A 19,491-nucleotide genomic window follows, 5' to 3' on the forward strand; every position below is an offset into this window, starting at 1 on the left:
GCGCCAATTACGCTTTACGCTTTACGCTGCGGCGTTTTGGCGGCTGGCTGCTCTTGCTCTTCTTCGACGCAGTCGTCGCAAGGCAAGTGACGGCCAATCAAGGTACGGTAGCCGAATGCGCCCAGGATGGCCCCGAGAATCGGCCCGAAGATCGGTACCAGGAAGTACGGGATTTCACGTGCGCCGGTAAAGGCGACATTACCCCAGCCGGCGATGTAGGCGAACATTTTCGGCCCGAAATCACGCGCCGGGTTCAGGGCGAAGCCGGTCAAGGGTCCCATGGAGGCGCCGATAACGGCAATCAGAATACCGATCAATAGCGGCGCCAACGGGCCGCGCGGTACGCCGTTGCCATCGTCGGTCAGCGCTAGGATCAGGCACATCAGAATGGCGGTGATCACGGTTTCCACCAGGAACGCCTGCGCAACGGAAATATGCGGGTTTGGATAGGTGGAGAAAATCCCGGCCAGATCCAGACTCTCTGTGCTGCCGCGTACCATGTTGTGGGCGGTTTCGTAATCAAAGAACAGATTATAGTACAGGCCGTAGACCAGCGCGGCGGCGCAGAAGGCACCGGCGACCTGGGCAATGATAAAGGGAACCACGCGGCGGCCGTTGAAGTTGGCGAACAGCCATAGCGCGAGGGTTACGGCCGGGTTGAGGTGGGCGCCGGAGATGCCGGCGGTCAGATAGATCGCCATGGCGACCCCGAAGCCCCAAATAACGCTGATTTCCCATTGGCCGAAGCTGGCGCCGGCCAGTTTTAGTGCGGCAACGCAACCTGCGCCAAAGAAGATCAGTAGGCCGGTGCCGAGAAATTCTGCGATACATTGGCCTTTTAATGTCGGACTGGTGTTTTGGCTCATAATGTTGTTGTCCTGCAGGGTTATAGGTTTTAGGCTCGGCGGATAGCCTGCCGGCCTTAAGGTACAGGTTTTTTTAATCTCATCCTCTTTTAAATTGAGGACGTGATGTAAATTTATCGTTAACGAACATAAACGAGAAATAGCGAAATCAAAATGTGTGTGCTTCGTCATAAAATTGAGCGAATTCGCGTTGTCAGGTGTTCTTTCTGAGCCATCTCGCGACGGATTTGGCCGGGGTTTTGTCTGACAATTGTTAACGCGCGTTTATTGTTATACGCGCATTTTCAGTTTTGGCTGATGGCGGGGGCAGGAAAATTGCAACAGACTGCGCGTTGAGCCGGTATGTTGCTAGACAGTAAGAGGCGGGCTACTTACAATCGTTTTTATCGAAAGAGCGTTTTATCGAGACAGGCGCGTTTTTAACCAAAGCGCGTGTCACTTGGCGCGATGCATATTCGCAGCGGCTGCAGCCTGTGTTGCGGCCGCTGTTTAATAGATGTACGCCTTGCTATCATGAGGGGACTGAAGAATGTCATTTGAAGTATTTGAAAAACTGGAAGCAAAAGTTCAGCAGGCGATTGATACCATCACTCTGTTGCAGATGGAAATTGAAGAGCTGAAAGAGAAGAACAACACGCTGTCTCAGGAAGTGCAGAATGCTGCCGGCAACCATGAATCACTGGTGCGTGAGAATCAGCAACTGAAAGAAGAACAGCACGTATGGCAAGATCGCCTGCGCGCGCTGCTGGGCAAAATGGAAGAGGTCTGATTCCGTTTGCCGCAGTAACGAAAAGGGCGCCGACGGCGCCCTTTTTCATGGTAACGGCTTATTCAATATCGAGCGGGTCTTCCGCGAGAATGATGCCGGTATTATCGGCATACAGATGATCGCCGGAGAAGAAGGTGACGCCGCCGAAGTTGACGCGGATATCGCTTTCGCCCACGCCTTCGCTGCTGGCGCCGACCGGGATGGCCGCCATGGCCTGAATGCCGATATCCAGCTCTTCCAGATCGTCCACCTGACGCACCGCGCCGTAAACCACAATGCCTTCCCACTCGTTCTGGGTCGCCAGACGCGCCAGTTCTGCGTTGATCAGCGCCCGGCGTACCGAACCGCCACCGTCGACCAGCAGTACACGGCCGCGGCCGTTTTCTTCAAGCAGATCAAAAAGCAGGCCATTATCCTCGAAACACTTCACCGTGGTGATCTGTCCGCCAAATGAAGTACGCCCGCCAAAATTAGAGAACAGAGGCTCAACCACGTTGACCTCTTCATGATAGATATCGCAAAGTTCGGAAGTATCGTATTTCATAGGATTTTATGTCTGTTTGCCGCTGGAATAACCAGTATATCCCTTTCTGAGCCCTGTTGGCAAAATCATCAGTTTTTATCTAACTGAGCGCTACGCCGGCGGCAAACAAAATGTTCGCCAGCAGGGCGGCCTTGACCATGTGCTCCAACATCGGTCGCATGCCGGCCGGTGAAGGATCGCGCAGTACGCGCAGCGCATGGCGCCACAGCAGCGGCACCGCCAGCACAAACAACCAGCCCCACGGACCGCTCAGATTGAACAGGGTGAACAGAGCAAAGCACAGCACCGCGCCAATCAGCAGCAAGGCATGGTAGCGCCGGGCGTTCTTCGGCCCCAGCCGTACCGCCAGGGTATTTTTGCCGTTGTCGCGGTCGCTTTCGATATCCCGCAGGTTATTGATGTTCAGCACCGCCGCCGCCAGCAGGCCGCAGGCGGTGGCCGGCAGCATGACGATGCTGTCGAAATGCAGCGTCTGCAGGTAATAGGTGCCGGCCACGCTCAGCCAGCCGAAGAACGCCAGCACCGAGATATCCCCCAGCCCCAGATAGCCGTAAGGCTTATTGCCGACGGTGTAGGTGATGGCAGCGACGATAGCCAGCGCGCCGAGCGCCAGGAAGCCGGCTACGTCACTCGGCGTTTTGCAGGCCAGCGCGATCAGTGAACAGCCGGCGATGGCGATCAGCACCACGGTAACGATCAGCGCGCGTTTCATCTGCGCCTGGGTAATCAGGCCTTTTTGCATACCGCGCAGCGGCCCGATGCGGTCTTCTTTATCGCTGCCTTTGACGGCATCGCCGTAATCGTTGGCCAGATTAGAGAGAATTTGCAGCAGCCCGGCGGTTAACAGCGCCAACAGCGCGACGCCGGGTTTCAGGCTGCCTTGCCAGGCGGCAATGGCGGAGCCGACAACGATGGAGGCGAAAGCCAGCGGCAGGGTGCGTGGTCGTAAACTTTCCAGCCAGGCTCTGGCTGGGGTCGTGGAGGTAGATGAGCTCATTTTTCGCTTCAGCAAGTCAAGTGGCTGTGTCTGCAGATAAAAAAATGGGGGGCAACGCCCCCCATTTTAATGACTGACAGGACAATGATAGAGCGATTATAGGATAAAACGGCTCAAATCTTCATCCGCAACCAGCTCATCCAGGTGATTGCGCACGTATTCCGCATCAATTGTAATGGATTGACCATTAATCTCGCTCGCGTCGTAGGAAATTTCTTCCATCAGACGCTCCAGCACGGTGTGCAGACGACGCGCGCCGATGTTCTCGGTGCTTTCGTTAACCTGCCATGCGGCTTCGGCAATACGGCTGATGCCGTCGGCGGTGAAGTCGATGGTCACGCCTTCGGTGGCCATCAGCGCCTTGTACTGCTCGGTCAGCGACGCGTTCGGTTCGGTCAGAATGCGCTCGAAGTCTTCGGTTGTCAGCGCCTGCAGTTCAACGCGGATCGGCAGACGGCCCTGCAGTTCCGGGATCAGATCGGACGGGCTGGCAACCTGGAAAGCGCCGGAGGCGATAAACAGGATGTGGTCGGTTTTCACCATGCCGTGTTTGGTCGAGATGGTGCTGCCTTCCACCAGCGGCAGCAGGTCACGCTGCACGCCTTCGCGGGAGACATCCGGGCCGGAGGAGTCGCCGCGCTTACAGATTTTGTCGATCTCATCGATAAACACGATACCGTGCTGTTCAACGGCTTCAATCGCCTGCTCTTTCAGCTCTTCCGGGTTAACCAGCTTGGCTGCTTCTTCTTCCACCAGCAGTTTGAAGGCCTCTTTGATCTTCAGCTTGCGTGGTTTCTGCTTCTGGCCGCCGAGGTTCTGGAACATCGACTGCAGCTGGTTGGTCATCTCTTCCATACCCGGAGGCGCCATAATTTCGACGCCCATCGGCGCGGCGGCCAGGTCGATTTCAATCTCTTTGTCGTCCAACTGGCCTTCGCGCAGTTTTTTACGGAACGACTGGCGTGCGGCGGACGGCTCCTGCTGCTCTTCAGCCTGGCCCCAGTTGTTCTTGGCCGGCGGGATCAGCACGTCAAGGATGCGCTCTTCCGCCATCTCTTCGGCGCGGGTGCGGTTTTTCTCGATTGACTGCAGACGCACCATTTTCACTGCGGCGTCGGTCAGGTCGCGGATAATGGAATCCACTTCTTTACCGACGTAGCCCACTTCGGTGAATTTGGTGGCTTCGACTTTGATAAACGGCGCGTTGGCCAGTTTTGCCAGACGACGGGCGATTTCGGTTTTACCGACGCCGGTCGGGCCGATCATCAGAATATTTTTCGGGGTCACTTCGTGACGCAGCATCTCGTTGAGCTGCATACGGCGCCAGCGGTTACGCAAGGCGATGGCAACGGCGCGTTTGGCTTTGCTTTGGCCGATGATATAACCGTCCAGTTCGCTGACGATCTCGCGCGGAGTCATTTCAGACATAGTATTCGATCCTTACGCTTTGGAAGGCAGTTCTTCAATAGTGAGATTGTGGTTGGTGTAAATACAGATGTCGCCGGCGATGCCGAGAGATTTCTCGACGATTTCACGGGCGCCCAATTCGGTATTTTCCAACAATGCGCGCGCGGCTGACTGGGCGTACGGGCCGCCGGAGCCGATCGCGATCAAATCATTTTCAGGCTGAACCACGTCACCATTCCCGGTGATGATCAGCGAGGCGTTTTCATCGGCCACGGCCAGCAACGCTTCCAGCTTGCGCAGCATGCGGTCGGTACGCCAGTCTTTCGCCAGTTCGACGGCGGCTTTCACCAGATGACCCTGGTGCATCTCCAGTTTACGTTCGAAAAGCTCAAACAGCGTGAAGGCGTCAGCGGTGCCCCCGGCGAAACCGGCGATCACTTTATCGTTGTACAGGCGACGCACTTTTTTGACGTTGCCTTTCATCACCGTATTTCCCAATGTTGCCTGGCCATCGCCACCGATGACGACTTGGCCGTTGCGGCGTACGCTTACAATTGTTGTCACGAGCAGACCCTCGTTGCAGACTGAAAGAAGTCCCCGCAGCGCCTGCTTGCGCAGGTGCTACGGGGCATATTGAGAGTATAGATGGGGGAGGATTACGGCTTTTCAACCCCTGACGGAGAGGGGAATGCATCCTGACATGCCGATGCCCTTCAGACGGGAAAGGGTTTTGTCGGCGCCGGCGCGGCTGCTGAACGGCCCAAGCACCACGCGGTTCCAGCCGCCGCCGTTGGTGATGCGGCTTTCAATCCCTTCAAACGCCAGGCGCGCGCGGACAGACTCGGCCTGATCGGCGGCGCGGAACGAGCCGCACTGCACCATCCAGCGCTGTTTCTGCTCCGGCTTGCTTTCCGTCTTCGCTGCCGGCGGCGTCGCCGGTTTAGGCTGCTGCGCCGGCTGGCTGGCGCCGTTGCTGAACGGGTTGCGCGGCTGGCTTGCCGGCTGTTGTTGTTGCGCCTGCTGTTGCTGCTGCTGTTGTTGACGCTGCTGCTGCATTTGCTGCTGCGCGTTGTTACGTGCCGCCTGGGCTGCATCGTTATACGGCACTTCATTGAGCTGGGTCGGGCGCTGCTGCATATCGGCCTGCATTTGCTCCAGCAGCTGGCGCTGTTCCTGCGTCAGCTGGGTTTTGGACTTCACCTCGCCGCCGGCCGTCGGTTCGGTCGGGGTTTGTACGCCGGTCTGGCGGTTTTCCAGCTCTTTAATATAGCGCCAGCGCTCTTCCGGCTTCGGCGGCAGGCCGTTGCCAGGACGGCTGCTGTGGGCCGGCGACAGCGGTTCGTCGTCCGGTTTGTTATGGGTAATAAAGTAGAGACCGCCGGCAAAGATCACCAACAAGGCGACCGCAAGCGCTACCACGGTTTTGGACACCTTCGGAGAACTGCTTTTTTTACGGCTGGGGGTTTTGCGCCGCGCTCCAGAGCGCCCGCGGCTTACATAGTCTTTCTGTGCCACTATTCTTCCGCTGTATCTTTATAAGAAATTAAGTTCATCATGTTACTGAACACTAAAATATTTGACTAGCGTTTAGGGGCGGCGGTGCTGCCTCTGACGATCAGTTCGCTGTCCAATAAACGGGAGCCGCTGGCGACATTTTGCCCGTGCAGCTGCTCCAGTAACAGTAACATGGCTTGTTGACCAATCTGAAAGCGCGGTTGCGCCACCGTGGTTAACGGCGGATCGCAATACTGCGTCATTTTCAGATCGTCAAAACCGACGATCGATAGATCGCCCGGGACGCTCAGGCCCATTTTACGCGCCTGCGACAATACGCCGATCGCCATGATATCGCTGTGGCAGAAGACCGCCGTCGGCGGTTTCGGCAGCGTCATCAGGGTTTTCAGCGCGGCTGCGCCCGCTTCATAAGTGAAATCACCCCGGGTAATATAGCCGCTTTCGACGGTAATGCCATTACGGCGTAGTGCCTGAATGTAACCCTGCAGGCGATATTCGCTGAGCGGCATCTGCTGCGGCCCGGCGACACAGGCGATTCGCGTATGTCCGAGCTGATGCAAATAATGTACGGCCTCAAAGGCGGCGGTCAGGTTGTCGATGTGCACCGTGGGCAGTTCCAGTTCCGGCGCAAACTCATTGGCCATCACCATCGGCGGCAGGTTGCGCTGCTCTTCCTTGCTGGCGTCAAAAGGCAGATTGGAGCCGAGCAGCAGCATGCCGTCGATCTGTTTGGTGATAATCAGATTAACGAAGGTGCGCTCCTGCTGATTTTGCTGCGCGCAGTCGCCGATCAGCACCAGGTAGCCTTGCTGCGCGGCAGTCTGCTCGATCCCTTGAATAATATCGGCGAAGAAGGGATCGCAGATATCCGGGACGATCACCAGGATGGTGCGGGATTCATTGCGTTTAACGTTGCGCGACAGCGCATGCGGAGAGTAACCCACGGCCAGTACGGCCTGTTCCACTTTCTGACGCGTTGGCGCAGAGACTTTCTCCGGATTCATCAGCGCACGTGATACGGTTGCCGTTGAAACGCCCGCCATTTCCGCAACGTCTTTCATGGTTGCCATGGATAACTCTTTCTTGTGTTCCAACGCCTTTCTCCTTGCGTCAGCCCAATGCCAACGCGATTACTGCCATACCCCAGGCAACGACGCCGTATCAGGGCGCATTTCCGCGTTGACGCCAGGTCCTGCGGATGTGCAGCCCGCCAGCGGAAATCTTCACGATATTCTAAACAGATTACGTACCGCTTTTGTTACCTAATTTGCATAAAAAATGTGATGAAGCGGGAGTTTTTCGCGTTCGCTCGCAAATTCAAGGGTAAACGTTTGCTTAACGCCAAAGAAATCAGACTTTTCCGTGTTCAGCCGTCGATAGGATCGACGTCCAGCGTCCATTTGACTTTACGGGCCTGCGGCAGGGTACCGATCAGCGGCAGCGTGTTCTTCATGATCGCCTGCAGGACGCGGCGTGACGGGTGTTGCAGCAGCAGTTGCCAGCGAAAACGTCCCCCGCGTTTGGACTGCAGCGCCGGTACCGGCCCCATCACCCACAGGGAATCGTCTTTCAGCGGGCTGGCTTCCAGCAGGTTGCGCAGCTGCTGCAGGAACATCGGCGCCTGCTGATTATCGTGATCGTCGGCGCGCAGCATGATATGGCTGGTGTAGGGGGGCAGGAAGACGCTGTTGCGCTCGCTCAACGCCTGTTTGGCGAAGGCGTCGTAACCCTGCTGTAGCAGCGTTTGCAGCAGCGGGTGTTCCGGGTGGTGGGTCTGCAGCAGCACCTCCCCCTGTTTGCCGGCGCGGCCGGCGCGGCCGGACACCTGGGTATACAGCTGGGCGAAGCGCTCGGCGGAGCGGAAGTCGGCGGAAAACAGCGCGCCGTCAACGTCCAGCAGCGCCACCAGCGTCACGTCCGGGAAGTGGTGGCCTTTGGCCAGCATTTGCGTGCCGATCAGGATACGTGCGCCGCCACGGTGGATCTCGTTCAGGTGCTGCTCCAGCGATCCTTTACGGCTGGTGGTGTCGCGATCGATGCGGGTAATCGGCGTGTCCGGGAACAGCGGCGCCAGCTCGTTTTCCAGCTGTTCGGTACCGACGCCGACCGATACCAGATGCGTGGAGCCGCATTGCGGGCACTGGTGCGGCACCGGCCGTTGGCTGTCGCAGTGGTGGCAGCGCAGCTGGCGGTAATTCTGGTGCAGGGTGTAGTAGCGATCGCAACGCTGACATTCGGCAATCCAGCCGCATTCGTGACAGAGTAGCGCCGGCGCATAGCCGCGGCGGTTGAGGAACAGCATCACCTGATTATCGTTTTTCAGGTGGTGGCGCATGCTGTTTAGCAGCGGCTGCGACAGGCCGACCTTCAGCGGCAGGCCTTTCAGATCAATCAGGTGCTGGGCGGCCGGTTTGGCGTTGCCGGCGCGCTGCGTCAGTTTTAACTGCCGGTATTTGCCCAGCTGTACGTTATGCAGCGTCTCCAGAGCCGGCGTGGCCGAGCCCATCACCATCGGAATATTTTCCGCATGGGCGCGGAACACCGCCAGATCGCGCGCGTGGTAGCGCCAGCCTTCCTGCTGCTTATACGAGCTGTCGTGTTCTTCATCGATAATGATGACGCCCAGGCGGGCGAACGGGGTAAACAGCGCCGAGCGGGTACCGATGACAATCGCCGCTTCGCCGCTGCGGGCGCGCAGCCAGACGGCCAGACGCTCGCTGTCGTTCAGGCCGGAGTGCAGGACATCCACCGGTGCGTTGAAACGCTCGCGAAAGCGGGCGATGGTCTGCGGCGTCAGGCCGATTTCCGGCACCAGCACCAGCGCCTGTTTGCCTTTCGCCAAAATATTTTCCAGCACGCTGAGGTAGACCTCGGTCTTGCCGGAGCCGGTGATCCCGGCCAGCAGCCAGGCGGCGAACTGTTCATCCTCACTGCGGATGGCGCCGACGGCGGTGGCCTGTTCGGTATTGAGCCGCAGCCGTTCGCCCTGCACGCTGAAGCCGGGCCGCCAGTCCTGCAGCGCTGCGGTCTGCGCGCGCAGGTCGGCGAGGCCTTTGGCACGCAGCGCCTGCAGCGCATTGTCGGTCAGATCGAGTTCACTGACCTGGTGACGATACACCGGGCGCTGCAGCAGGGCGGCGAGCGCCTGCTGCTGTTTGGGCGCACGTTTCAGGTTTTCCGGCGGTGTGGCACGGCCCGTTTCGGTCGCGAACCACTGCCACAGCGGCGTAGTTTCCGCCGGTTTACCCTGGCGCAGCAGGGTCGGTAGCGCATGAAACAGCACTTCGCCGAGCGGATAGTGATAATAGTCGCTGGCCCAGCGCAGGATGCGCCACATGCCGGCGGGAAACAGCGAATCACCGTCGATAATGCTGTCTATCGGTTTGAGTTTTTCCAGCGGCAGTTCGCTGCTTTCGCTACACCCGGTGACGATGCCGATGGCGCGCTGCTTTCCCCAGGGTACGCAAACGCGCGCGCCAACCACCGGCTGCAGCCCCTGGGGCAGCAGGTAATCGAAAGTGCGGGTCAGCGGAACCGGTAGAGCAACGTGAACAACGGGCATAGGGTCCATCCAAATGAGAAAGAGGGGGCTAGTTTACACGGCAGGCGGCCAAATGTACGGATCCGATTGCGTGGTGTATTTTATTCTGTATAATTTGCCGCCTTTGGTATAATTCGATACCAATAAATTATCATCAACCACGTGTGGTGTCTGGCGAAACAGGGCTGGATAGCGACACGGCCTTAACTGAGGTTTCCCCATGAAAGAAGGTATCCACCCTAAATACGATTTCGTTACTGCAAGCTGCTCTTGCGGTAATGTCATGAAGATCCGCTCCACCGTGGGCCACGATCTGAACCTGGACGTTTGTGGCGCATGCCACCCGTTCTACACTGGCAAGCAGCGTGACGTTGCTACCGGTGGCCGCGTTGACCGCTTCAACAAGCGCTTCAGCGTACCAGGCGTTAAGAAATAAGATTTCTTATCGACCGATAAAAAAGGCGCCTTCGGCGCCTTTTTTGTTTCTGTCACCGGCGTCCGCCGATGGCATCAATATTCCCAGGTATCGGGATCGACGCCCAGCTCACGCATCAACACCTTCGCGGCTTCCGGGATTTCATCGCTGCGCTCTTTGCGCAGGTCTTCATCATTCGGCAGCGGCTGGCCGGTAAAAGCGTGCAGGAACGCTTCACACAGTAATTCACTGTTGGTGGCGTGACGCAGGTTATTGACCTGGCGACGGGTGCGTTCATCGGTGAGGATTTTCAGGACCTTCAACGGAATCGACACCGTGATTTTTTTTACTTGTTCGCTTTTTTTACCGTGTTCAGCGTAAGGGCTGACATACTCGCCGTTCCACTCAGCCATGGGACACCTTAAAATTGTCAGAAAGATTACAATATTCTAAAAACCGGCCAATTATGCCCGATCTTCACTGTTCTCACTAAATAAATGTCAATATTACGCGACCAGAGTCACTGATGGATGCGGCGTGAGCGTGATGGGCTATGCTTATCGCGCCAGCCTCTTACCCGACCAAACTGACATAATGTTAGCGGGTATTATGCCTTTGCTTAATCTATACGCAAAGAAGTTTAGATGTCCAGATGTATTGACGTCTATTCGTCATGCGATTAATCTTTAGGCCTCATTCATCCGCCTTTGAGAGCCGAGCGACTCCTATGACGCGTAAACCAGCCACGATTGCCGTGCGTAGCGGCCTGAACGATGACGAGCAGTACGGCTGCGTCGTCCCGCCCATTCATCTTTCCAGCACCTATAACTTCACCGACTTCAACCAGCCGCGTGCGCATGACTATTCCCGCCGCGGCAACCCGACGCGTGATGTGGTACAGCGCGCGCTGGCGGAACTGGAAGGTGGCGCCGGTGCGGTGATGACCGGCAGTGGTATGTCGGCGATCCATCTGGTGACCACCGTGTTGCTGCAGCCCGGCGACCTGCTGGTGGCGCCGCATGACTGCTACGGCGGCAGCTACCGGTTGTTCGACAGCCTGAGCAAGCGCGGCGCCTACCGGGTGCTGTTTGTCGATCAGGGCGATGAAGCGGCGCTGCAGCAGGCGCTGGCGCAGAAGCCGAAGCTGGTGCTGATCGAAACGCCGAGCAACCCGTTGCTGCGCGTGGTGGATATTGCCGCCATCTGCGACGCGGCGCATGCGGCCGGCGCGCTGACGGTGGTGGACAACACCTTCCTGAGCCCGGCATTGCAGCAGCCTATCGCCCTGGGGGCGGATCTGGTGGTGCACTCCTGCACCAAATACCTCAACGGCCACTCGGACGTCGTTGCCGGCGCGGTGATCGCCAAAGACGCCGACCTGGCGGTGGAGCTGGCATGGTGGGCGAACAATATCGGCGTCACCGGCGGCGCATTCGACAGCTACCTGCTGCTGCGCGGCATGCGCACGCTGGCGCCGCGTATCAGGGCGGCGCAGGAGAATGCCACCGCCATAATTCGTTATTTACAGCAGCAACCCTTGGTGAAAAAGCTGTATCATCCTTCCCTGCCGGAAAACCCGGGTCATGATATTGCGCGCCGGCAGCAACGCGGCTTTGGCGCGATGCTCAGTTTTGAGCTGGATGGCGATGAGGCGGCGCTGCGTCGTTTCCTGTCGGCGCTGCGTTTATTTACGCTGGCGGAATCGCTGGGCGGGGTGGAGAGCCTGATCTCGCATACGGCGACCATGACCCACGCCGGCATGGCGGCGGAGGCGCGGGCGGCTGCGGGGATTTCCGACAGTCTGCTGCGTATTTCCGTGGGTATTGAAGACAGTGACGATTTGATTGCCGATCTGGAACACGCCTTCCAGGCGGCGGCAACGAGGTAAGCATGAATGCAATTGCGGTAGCAGGACCGGTCAGCGGACGTCAACTGCACAAATTCGGCGGCAGCAGCCTGGCCGATGTGAAATGTTATTTGCGGGTGGCCGGGATTATGGCGGAGTACAGTCAGCCGGGCGATCTGATGGTGGTTTCTGCGGCGGGCAGTACCACCAACCAACTGATTAGCTGGCTGAAGCTCAGCCAGAGCGATCGACTTTCTGCACATCAGGTACAGCAAACGCTGCGCCGTTATCACAGCGAGCTGATCGGCGGTTTGCTGCCGCCTACGGCTGCTGACCCGTTGATTGCCGAGTTTACGCGCGATCTGGAGCGGCTGGCGGTATTGCTGGACGGTCAGGTTGATGACGTTACCTATGCCGAAGTGGTCGGCCACGGCGAGGTGTGGTCGGCGCGTCTGATGGCTGCAGTGCTTAATCAGCAGGATATTCAGGCGGCCTGGCTGGACGCGCGCGATTTCCTGCGCGCCGAGCGCGCCGCGCAGCCGCAGGTGGATGAAGGCCGCTCTTATCCGCTGTTGCAGCAGCTGATGGCGCAGCATCCCGGCAAACGGCTGGTAGTGACCGGCTTTATTTCGCGCAACGACGCGGGTGAAACCGTGCTGCTTGGGCGTAACGGCAGTGACTATTCGGCCACGCAGATCGGCGCTTTGGCCGGCGCGGAGCGCGTAACCATCTGGAGCGACGTCGCCGGGGTGTACAGCGCCGATCCGCGCAAGGTGAAAGACGCCTGCCTGCTGCCGCTGCTGCGGCTGGACGAAGCCAGCGAGCTGGCGCGCCTGGCGGCGCCGGTGCTGCATACCCGCACCTTGCAGCCGGTTTCCGGCAGCGATATCGACCTGCAATTGCGCTGCAGCTATCAGCCGGAGCAGGGGTCGACCCGGATTGAGCGGGTGTTGGCTTCCGGCACCGGTGCGAAGATTGTCACCAGCCATGATGACGTCTGTCTGGTTGAGCTGACGGTAGCACCGCAGCATGATTTCAAGCTGGCGCAAAAAGAACTGGAATTGGTGCTGAAGCGCGCGCAGGTCAAGCCGCTGTCTACCGGCCTGCACCCGGATCGCAACCTGATTCAGCTGTGTTACACCTCGGAGGTGGCCGACAGCGCGCTGCGCATGCTGCAGGACGCCGGTCTGCCGGGCGATGTACAGTTGCGACAGGGGCTGGCGCTGGTGGCGCTGGTCGGCGCCGGCGTGTGCAAGAATCCGTTGCACAGCCACCGTTTCTACCAGCAGCTGAAGGACCAGCCGGTCGAGTTTATCTGGCAGGCGGAAGACGGCATCAGCCTGGTGGCGGTACTGCGTCAGGGGCCGACCGCGTCGCTGATCCAGGGGCTGCACCAAAGTCTGTTCCGGGCGGAAAAGCGCATTGGCCTGGTGCTGTTCGGCAAAGGCAATATCGGCTCCCGCTGGCTGGAGCTGTTCGCCCGCGAGCAGAAGAACCTGTCCGCCCGTAGCGGTTTCGAGTTCACGTTGGCCGGAGTGGTGGACAGCCGCCGCAGCCTGCTGAATTACGACGGCCTCGATGCCAGCCGGGCGCTGGCCTTCTTTGAAGAAGAGGCGCAGGAGCTGGATGAAGAATCGCTGTTCCTGTGGATGCGCGCGCATCCGTTCGACGATCTGGTGGTGCTGGACGTGACCGCCAGCGAAGATCTGGCGCAGCAGTATCTGGATTTCGCCAGCTACGGTTTCCACGTGATCAGCGCCAATAAACTGGCGGGTGCCTCCTGCGGCAGTAATTACCGCCAGATTCGCGACGCCTTCGCCAAAACCGGCCGTCACTGGTTGTACAACGCCACCGTCGGCGCCGGCCTGCCGGTCAACCATGCGGTGCGCGATCTGCGTGACAGCGGCGACGGTATTCTGGCGATCAGCGGTATCTTCTCCGGCACGTTGTCGTGGCTGTTCCTGCAGTTTGACGGCACCGTTCCCTTCACCGAGCTGGTGGATCAGGCGTGGCAGCAGGGGCTGACCGAACCGGACCCGCGCGTTGATCTGTCCGGGCAGGATGTGATGCGCAAGCTGGTGATTCTGGCGCGCGAAGCCGGCTACGATCTCGAGCCGAATCAGGTGCGGGTGGAGTCGCTGGTGCCGAGCGGCACTGAGCAAGACTCGGTCGATCAGTTCTTCGAGAACGGCGAGGCGCTGAATCAGCAGATGCTGCAGCGCTTTGAGGCCGCCAGCGAGATGGGCCTGGTGCTGCGTCACGTGGCGCGTTTCGATGCCAACGGTAAGGCGCGCGTCGGCGTGGAGGCCGTGCGTCCGGAGCATCCGCTGGCCGCGCTGCTGCCGTGCGATAACGTCTTTGCGATTGAAAGCCGCTGGTACCGCGATAATCCGCTGGTGATTCGCGGGCCGGGCGCAGGGCGCGATGTGACCGCCGGTGCGATCCAGTCCGATCTCAACCGGCTGGCGCAGCTGCTGTAATTTTTTCAGGTTACTGAATGCCGACGGGGCGCTGCTTGCAGCGCCCCGTTTGTTTTTTTAGCCGCGGCTAACATGAAATTCTCGCCGGTGGCGATGAGGATTAATCATCGTATTACCCTCACTTTTCTGTTGACTCTTTCACCAACATCCGGCATTTTCAATCTAGACGTCTAAACGTATAGACGCTTATTAAGATAACACCGCGATCGACAAGAGGCAGACAGGTATGAGTTTTTTTCACGCAAACCAGCGGGAAGCGCTGAACCAGAGCCTGGCCGAATTAAACGGTCAGATTAACGTATCGTTTGAGTTCTTTCCGCCGCGCACCAGCGAAATGGAAGAGACTCTGTGGCAGTCGATCGATCGTCTGAGCAGCCTGAAACCTAAATTCGTCTCGGTCACCTACGGCGCCAATTCTGGCGAACGCGATCGCACCCACGGCATCATCAAGGGGATTAAGGACCGCACCGGCCTCGATGCCGCACCACACCTGACCTGTATTGACGCCTCACGTGAACAGCTGAGCGCGATCGCCAGCGATTACTGGAACAACGGTATCCGTCATATCGTGGCGCTGCGCGGCGATCTGCCGCCGGGCAGCGGCAAGCCGGAGATGTACGCAACCGATCTGGTGGCGCTGCTGAAGGATGTCGGCGATTTCGATATTTCGGTGGCGGCTTATCCGGAAGTGCACCCGGAGGCGAAAAGCGCACAGGCCGACCTGATCAACCTGAAGCGTAAGATTGACGCCGGCGCCAACCGTGCGATTACCCAATTCTTCTTTGACGTGGAAAGTTACCTGCGTTTTCGCGACCGCTGCGTCGCCACCGGCATTGACGTTGAAATCGTGCCGGGCATCCTGCCGGTGTCCAACTTCAAGCAGCTGCAGCGCTTCGCCACCATGACCAACGTGCGGGTGCCGAGCTGGATGACCAGCATGTTCGCCGGGTTGGATGACGATCCGGAAACGCGCAAGATGGTGGGGGCCAATATTGCGATGGATATGGTGAAAATCCTCAGCCGCGAAGGAGTAAAAGATTTCCACTTCTATACCCTGAACCGCGCCGAGATGAGCTATGCGATTTGCCATACGCTGGGCGTGCGGCCAATAGCGGCGGCCTGATAGATAGATGAACGATGCAAAAAAGCGCTGTATAAACAGCGCTTTTTTATCTCGGTAGGAAAGACGAGGAAAGGAGGTGCCATCGCACCTCCTGCTTGCCAACTTAGCCGGTATTTTGGTGTAGAAAATTCCGCCAGATCCCTCCAGGCGGTGTGGTAACGGGGAGGGTAAATTGAGAATTATTTATTTAATATGAAATTCAAAAATATATATTTTATTATTGCCATAAAATAAGAAAGTAAAATAAAGGAAAAAGCTAATGCAGTGATTCTGTAATAAGTGTCTATCCATGCTGATATTTTAGGGTTTATTTCTTCAAGGAAGCTATAGATAGCGTCGTTTTCGTCGTGCATAAATAGTGGTTTTCTTTTGTGTTTTAAACAATGAAAGTAGTACGACATCCCAAACGAACCAAAGAACCCCATCAGCGAGTGGAAATGGTACGCAGCACCAAATGAAAAATTTTTGGATAGATATTCATTGATAATTGTATAGTAATTGCCTTTTATTTTACAAAAATAAAAGAATAAATACACCATGGAGATGATAGATATCCATGCTGAGCCGATTCCAAGATAAGAAATTACAGTTATCATTTTAGTCTTTAAGGAGGTAATCAATAAACGCTTCGCCGGACTGGCTACCGAGATATCCGCCTGCCAGCGAGCCTACAGCAGCACACGCGAACCCCCCAGCTCCGGCGGCAGGTGCAGTTACTATTCCTAAACCGATGCGAATGGCCCCTTCTGCGGTTGCCATCATTGCCTTTCCTCCAAGTCCACCTGCAGTACTGAATCCAAATTTAGAATATTCTTTAAAGGCCGATTTCCCGTATTCAATAACCGGGGGCAATGTTACGTGGCATATTATCCCTCTTATAGTTCCAACCCATTGTTCCAGCAATAGTAACCTAATGCCCCGTGGTGGGTACACCAGAAAATGTTTTTTACATGGTTTCCCTTTAACCCTCACTGATTAGATAAACTATGCCTCCAGATAGTGGTTTGATAGGGAAGGCATTTAATCGCCCTTTTTTACTAAACTGAATAAGGAAGAAAGCAGGCCGTTAGATGTCTTAATAAATTAAACGGGTTTTTTATCACGGGTTTATCGCTGCAGTCTTTACGGCATCCTCTGCCTGGCTGAATAACTACAGACAAAAAATGCCCGCTATATCAATAGCGGGCATTGGTCAGAGACGTGGCAGGCCTATGACTTAGCCGGTATTGCGCATCCCGGCGGCGACGCCGGCGATGGTGACCATTAATGCCTGCTCGACGCGTGCGTCTTGCTGGCCGTTTTCCTCTTGCTGACGTGAGCGGTGCAGCAGCTCCGCCTGCAGAACGTTCAGCGGATCGGTATAGACGTTGCGCAGTGCGATGGATTCGGCGATCCACGGCAGGTCTTCCATCAGGTTGTCATCGTTGGCGATGGCCAATACCACTTTGATGTCGCTTTCCAACTGCTCGCGCAGCTGTTTGCCCAGCGGCCACAGTGACTCATCCACCAGGCGCTGATCGTAGTATTCCGCCAGCCACAGGTCGGCCTTGGCGAACACCATTTCCAGCATGGCGATGCGGGTGGAGAAGAACGGCCAGTCGCGGCACATCGTTGCCAACTGCTCCTGCTTGCCGGCCTTCACTGCTTCCTGCAGACCGGCGCCGGCGCCCAGCCAGGCTGGCAGCATCAGGCGGTTCTGCGTCCAGGCGAAGATCCACGGAATGGCGCGCAGGCTTTCCACGCCGCCGTTCGGCCGGCGTTTGGCCGGGCGCGAGCCCAGCGGCAGTTTACCCAGCTCCAGTTCCGGCGTGGCAGCGCGGAAGTAGGGCACAAACTCCGGGTTTTCGCGCACGTAGCCGCGATACATCTGGCATGAAGTGTCGGATAGCTCGTCCATCAGGGTGCGCCACTCTTTCTTCGGTTCCGGCGGCGGCAGCAGGTTGGCTTCCAGAATGGCGCCGGTATACAACGCCAGGCTGCTGATGGTGACTTCCGGCAAGCCGAACTTGAAGCGGATCATCTCCCCCTGTTCGGTGACGCGCAGCCCGCCTTTCAGGCTGCCGGGCGGCTGTGACAGCAGCGCCGCATGGGCCGGCGCACCACCGCGGCCGATTGAGCCGCCGCGGCCGTGGAACAGCGTCAGCGCGACGCCAGCTTTTTCGCAGGTTTTGATCAGCGCGTCCTGCGCACGGTACTGCGCCCAGGAGGCGGCCATCACGCCGGCGTCTTTCGCCGAATCGGAATAGCCAATCATCACCATCTGCTTGCCCTGGATAAAGCCGCGGTACCAGTCGATATTCAGCAACTGGGTCATCACGTCGTCGGCGTTGTTCAGATCGTCCAGAGTTTCGAACAGCGGCGCCACCGGCAGAGCGAACGGGCAGCCGGCCTCTTTGAGCAGCAGGTGCACCGCCAGCACGTCAGACGGCGTACGCGCCATGGAGATCACATAGGCGGCGATGGATCCCTGCGGCGCTTCGGCGATCACCCGGCAGGTTTCCAGCACTTCCTGCGTATCTTCACTCGGTTGCCACTGCAGCGGCACCAGCGGACGCTTGGAGTTCAGCTCGCGGATCAGGAACGCCTGTTTATCCGCTTCTGACCAGCTCTCATAATCGCCCAGGCCCAGATAGCGCGTCAGTTCGGCGATGGCTTCGGTGTGGCGGGTGCTCTCCTGACGTACGTCGATGCGCACCAGCGGCACGCCGAAGCAGCGCACGCGGCGCAGGGTATCGAGCAGCTGGCCGTTGGCGATGATGCCCATGCCGCAGGCGACCAACGACTGATAGCAGGCGAACAGCGGTTCCCACAGCTGCTCGTTACTTACCAGCAGGTCGTGTGGCTTCAGCATACGTTCGCCTTTCAGGCGGCCTTCCAGATAGGTCTGCGAACCGATCAACTGGCTGCGCAGGCGCTTCATGATCTCACGGTATGGCTCCTGCACCGACTCGCCGCCGGCCAGCTCGCGCAGTTCCGGCGTACATTCGGTCATCGACAGTTCCGAGACCAGCACCTGAATATCGCGGGTGAACAGGTCGCAGGCTTTCCAGCGGCTCAACAGCAGCACGTGGCGGGTGATTTCTGCGGTGACGTTCGGGTTGCCGTCACGGTCGCCGCCCATCCAGGAGGTAAAGCGTACCGGTACGGCCTCCACCGGCAGACGGTAGTCGATGGCATTTTCCAGCTGTTCGTTAAATTCGCGCAGGAAGGCCGGAACGCCTTCCCACAGGCTGTTCTCCACCACCGCAAAACCCCACTTGGCTTCATCGATCGGCGAAGGGCGGTTTTTACGGATTTCATCGGTGTGCCATGACTGCGCCACCAGCTGACGCAAACGGCGCATGATTTTGTTGCGCTCGTAGTCGGCCAGATCGTTGTGGTCCAGCTGGCTGAGGCAGGTATTCACTTCGACCAGTTTGTGGATCAGGGTGCGGCGGGTGATTTCCGTCGGGTGGGCGGTGAGCACCAGCTCGATGGAGAGTTGATCCACGGCATCGCACAGCTCTTTGTTACTGAGTTTTTTGCCTTTCAGGCGGCTGAACAGCTGCGCCATTGCTTCCGGATTGCTGGCGGCCTCGCCGTGCGGCGAAATGCTGTGATACTGCTCGGCCACGTTGGTTAAATTGAGGAATTGGCTGAAAGCGCGCGCTACGGGCAGCAGCTCATCGTTGGACAGGTTTTGCAGCGTAGTGAGCAGTTCCTGACGATGCGCCTCATTGCCTGCGCGTGAAGATTTGGAAAGTTTACGGATGGTTTCAACACGATCGAGAATATGCTCGCCCAGCGCTTCTTTAATGGTTTCGCCGAGCAATTTGCCGAGCATACTGACATTACTTCGCATTGCCGAATATTGTTCGTTCATATAACCCCTGACCCAATCTGTACGTATTTGCATACCTTTCATGTGCGGGATGTATCTGTTTTGGCTGTTGTCCCTGATGCCTGGATACCACCCCGGATGCATTTAGGTATCTGTTGTAAGTAAATT

Annotated in this window: 16 protein-coding genes; 5 read left to right on the forward strand and 11 right to left on the reverse strand. The window is 57.8% G+C overall.

The window, feature by feature from the left end; translation table 11 throughout:
* Window positions 1–14 precede the first annotated feature (14 nt).
* A complete protein-coding gene (locus HF675_RS00500; RefSeq protein WP_111737951.1) occupies window positions 15–866 on the reverse strand; it encodes an MIP/aquaporin family protein in 852 nt (283 codons plus the stop codon).
* Window positions 867–1,395: 529 nt separating this feature from the next.
* Here HF675_RS00500 and zapB point away from each other — a divergent pair.
* Window positions 1,396–1,635 (forward strand): septal ring assembly protein ZapB, encoded by a 240-nt coding sequence (zapB, locus tag HF675_RS00505; RefSeq protein ID WP_015962322.1) that lies wholly within the window; start codon window positions 1,396–1,398, stop codon window positions 1,633–1,635.
* A 58-nt stretch (window positions 1,636–1,693) separates the two neighbouring features.
* Here zapB and rraA read toward each other — a convergent pair whose 3' ends face one another.
* The 7 genes from rraA to priA form a co-directional block, all read right to left on the reverse strand.
* A complete protein-coding gene (rraA, locus tag HF675_RS00510) occupies window positions 1,694–2,179 on the reverse strand; it encodes a ribonuclease E activity regulator RraA (protein WP_111737950.1) in 486 nt (161 codons plus the stop codon).
* A 79-nt stretch (window positions 2,180–2,258) separates the two neighbouring features.
* Entirely contained in the window at window positions 2,259–3,176 is a 918-nt protein-coding gene (locus HF675_RS00515) for a 1,4-dihydroxy-2-naphthoate polyprenyltransferase (RefSeq protein ID WP_105233050.1), read from the reverse strand.
* Between the two features lie 96 nt (window positions 3,177–3,272).
* Entirely contained in the window at window positions 3,273–4,604 is a 1,332-nt protein-coding gene (gene hslU / locus HF675_RS00520) for an HslU--HslV peptidase ATPase subunit (RefSeq protein WP_105233049.1), read from the reverse strand.
* A 12-nt stretch (window positions 4,605–4,616) separates the two neighbouring features.
* Window positions 4,617–5,147, reverse strand: a complete 531-nt coding sequence (gene hslV, locus HF675_RS00525; protein ID WP_015962318.1) for an ATP-dependent protease subunit HslV — start codon at window positions 5,145–5,147, stop codon at window positions 4,617–4,619.
* Window positions 5,148–5,249: 102 nt separating this feature from the next.
* Window positions 5,250–6,098 carry a cell division protein FtsN gene (gene ftsN / locus HF675_RS00530; RefSeq protein ID WP_187043902.1) on the reverse strand — a complete coding sequence of 283 codons (849 nt, stop codon included), beginning with the start codon at window positions 6,096–6,098 and terminating at the stop codon, window positions 5,250–5,252.
* A gap of 65 nt (window positions 6,099–6,163) precedes the next feature.
* Window positions 6,164–7,192, reverse strand: a complete 1,029-nt coding sequence (gene cytR / locus HF675_RS00535) for a DNA-binding transcriptional regulator CytR (RefSeq protein WP_105233047.1) — start codon at window positions 7,190–7,192, stop codon at window positions 6,164–6,166.
* A gap of 272 nt (window positions 7,193–7,464) precedes the next feature.
* Complete coding sequence (priA, locus tag HF675_RS00540) at window positions 7,465–9,660, reverse strand: primosomal protein N' (RefSeq protein ID WP_187043903.1); 2,196 nt, start codon at window positions 9,658–9,660, stop codon at window positions 7,465–7,467.
* 199 nt (window positions 9,661–9,859) lie between these two features.
* Here priA and rpmE point away from each other — a divergent pair, with 199 nt between their 5' ends.
* Entirely contained in the window at window positions 9,860–10,075 is a 216-nt protein-coding gene (gene rpmE, locus HF675_RS00545) for a 50S ribosomal protein L31 (protein ID WP_015962314.1), read from the forward strand.
* A gap of 74 nt (window positions 10,076–10,149) precedes the next feature.
* Here rpmE and metJ read toward each other — a convergent pair whose 3' ends face one another.
* Complete coding sequence (gene metJ / locus HF675_RS00550; RefSeq protein WP_006317756.1) at window positions 10,150–10,467, reverse strand: met regulon transcriptional regulator MetJ; 318 nt, start codon at window positions 10,465–10,467, stop codon at window positions 10,150–10,152.
* 314 nt (window positions 10,468–10,781) lie between these two features.
* On the opposite strand from metJ, the gene metB reads away from it, so the two are divergent.
* From metB to metF, 3 genes are all read left to right on the forward strand, one after another.
* On the forward strand, window positions 10,782–11,942 hold the full coding sequence (gene metB, locus HF675_RS00555) for a cystathionine gamma-synthase (protein WP_105233045.1): 1,161 nt from the start codon (window positions 10,782–10,784) through the stop codon (window positions 11,940–11,942).
* 2 nt (window positions 11,943–11,944) lie between these two features.
* Window positions 11,945–14,380: a bifunctional aspartate kinase/homoserine dehydrogenase II gene (locus tag HF675_RS00560; RefSeq protein WP_105233044.1), complete on the forward strand. Its 2,436-nt coding sequence runs from the start codon at window positions 11,945–11,947 to the stop codon at window positions 14,378–14,380.
* 226 nt (window positions 14,381–14,606) lie between these two features.
* Complete coding sequence (gene metF, locus HF675_RS00565) at window positions 14,607–15,503, forward strand: methylenetetrahydrofolate reductase (RefSeq protein ID WP_105233043.1); 897 nt, start codon at window positions 14,607–14,609, stop codon at window positions 15,501–15,503.
* Window positions 15,504–16,100: 597 nt separating this feature from the next.
* On the opposite strand, the gene HF675_RS00570 is transcribed toward metF, so the two are convergent.
* Together HF675_RS00570 and ppc are read right to left on the reverse strand one after the other, a co-directional pair.
* Complete coding sequence (locus HF675_RS00570) at window positions 16,101–16,265, reverse strand: hypothetical protein (RefSeq protein ID WP_187043904.1); 165 nt, start codon at window positions 16,263–16,265, stop codon at window positions 16,101–16,103.
* Window positions 16,266–16,719: 454 nt separating this feature from the next.
* A complete protein-coding gene (ppc, locus tag HF675_RS00575; protein WP_105233042.1) occupies window positions 16,720–19,365 on the reverse strand; it encodes a phosphoenolpyruvate carboxylase in 2,646 nt (881 codons plus the stop codon).
* Window positions 19,366–19,491: the final 126 nt, after the last annotated feature.

Source organism: Serratia sp. JUb9, assembly GCF_014298095.1.
Taxonomy (GTDB): domain Bacteria; phylum Pseudomonadota; class Gammaproteobacteria; order Enterobacterales; family Enterobacteriaceae; genus Serratia_B; species Serratia_B rhizosphaerae.

What these genes read in the sequence shown, in the direction of transcription:
- rraA (WP_111737950.1), bottom strand. Translation starts at nt 2,179, where the DNA reads ATGAAATACGATACTTCCGAACTTTGCGATATCTATCATGAAGAGGTC.
- priA (WP_187043903.1), bottom strand. Translation starts at nt 9,660, where the DNA reads ATGCCCGTTGTTCACGTTGCTCTACCGGTTCCGCTGACCCGCACTTTC.
- zapB (WP_015962322.1), top strand. Translation starts at nt 1,396, where the DNA reads ATGTCATTTGAAGTATTTGAAAAACTGGAAGCAAAAGTTCAGCAGGCG.
- hslU (WP_105233049.1), bottom strand. Translation starts at nt 4,604, where the DNA reads ATGTCTGAAATGACTCCGCGCGAGATCGTCAGCGAACTGGACGGTTAT.
- metB (WP_105233045.1), top strand. Translation starts at nt 10,782, where the DNA reads ATGACGCGTAAACCAGCCACGATTGCCGTGCGTAGCGGCCTGAACGAT.
- HF675_RS00560 (WP_105233044.1), top strand. Translation starts at nt 11,945, where the DNA reads ATGAATGCAATTGCGGTAGCAGGACCGGTCAGCGGACGTCAACTGCAC.
- metJ (WP_006317756.1), bottom strand. Translation starts at nt 10,467, where the DNA reads ATGGCTGAGTGGAACGGCGAGTATGTCAGCCCTTACGCTGAACACGGT.
- ppc (WP_105233042.1), bottom strand. Translation starts at nt 19,365, where the DNA reads ATGAACGAACAATATTCGGCAATGCGAAGTAATGTCAGTATGCTCGGC.
- HF675_RS00500 (WP_111737951.1), bottom strand. Translation starts at nt 866, where the DNA reads ATGAGCCAAAACACCAGTCCGACATTAAAAGGCCAATGTATCGCAGAA.
- metF (WP_105233043.1), top strand. Translation starts at nt 14,607, where the DNA reads ATGAGTTTTTTTCACGCAAACCAGCGGGAAGCGCTGAACCAGAGCCTG.
- rpmE (WP_015962314.1), top strand. Translation starts at nt 9,860, where the DNA reads ATGAAAGAAGGTATCCACCCTAAATACGATTTCGTTACTGCAAGCTGC.
- HF675_RS00515 (WP_105233050.1), bottom strand. Translation starts at nt 3,176, where the DNA reads ATGAGCTCATCTACCTCCACGACCCCAGCCAGAGCCTGGCTGGAAAGT.
- HF675_RS00570 (WP_187043904.1), bottom strand. Translation starts at nt 16,265, where the DNA reads ATGATGGCAACCGCAGAAGGGGCCATTCGCATCGGTTTAGGAATAGTA.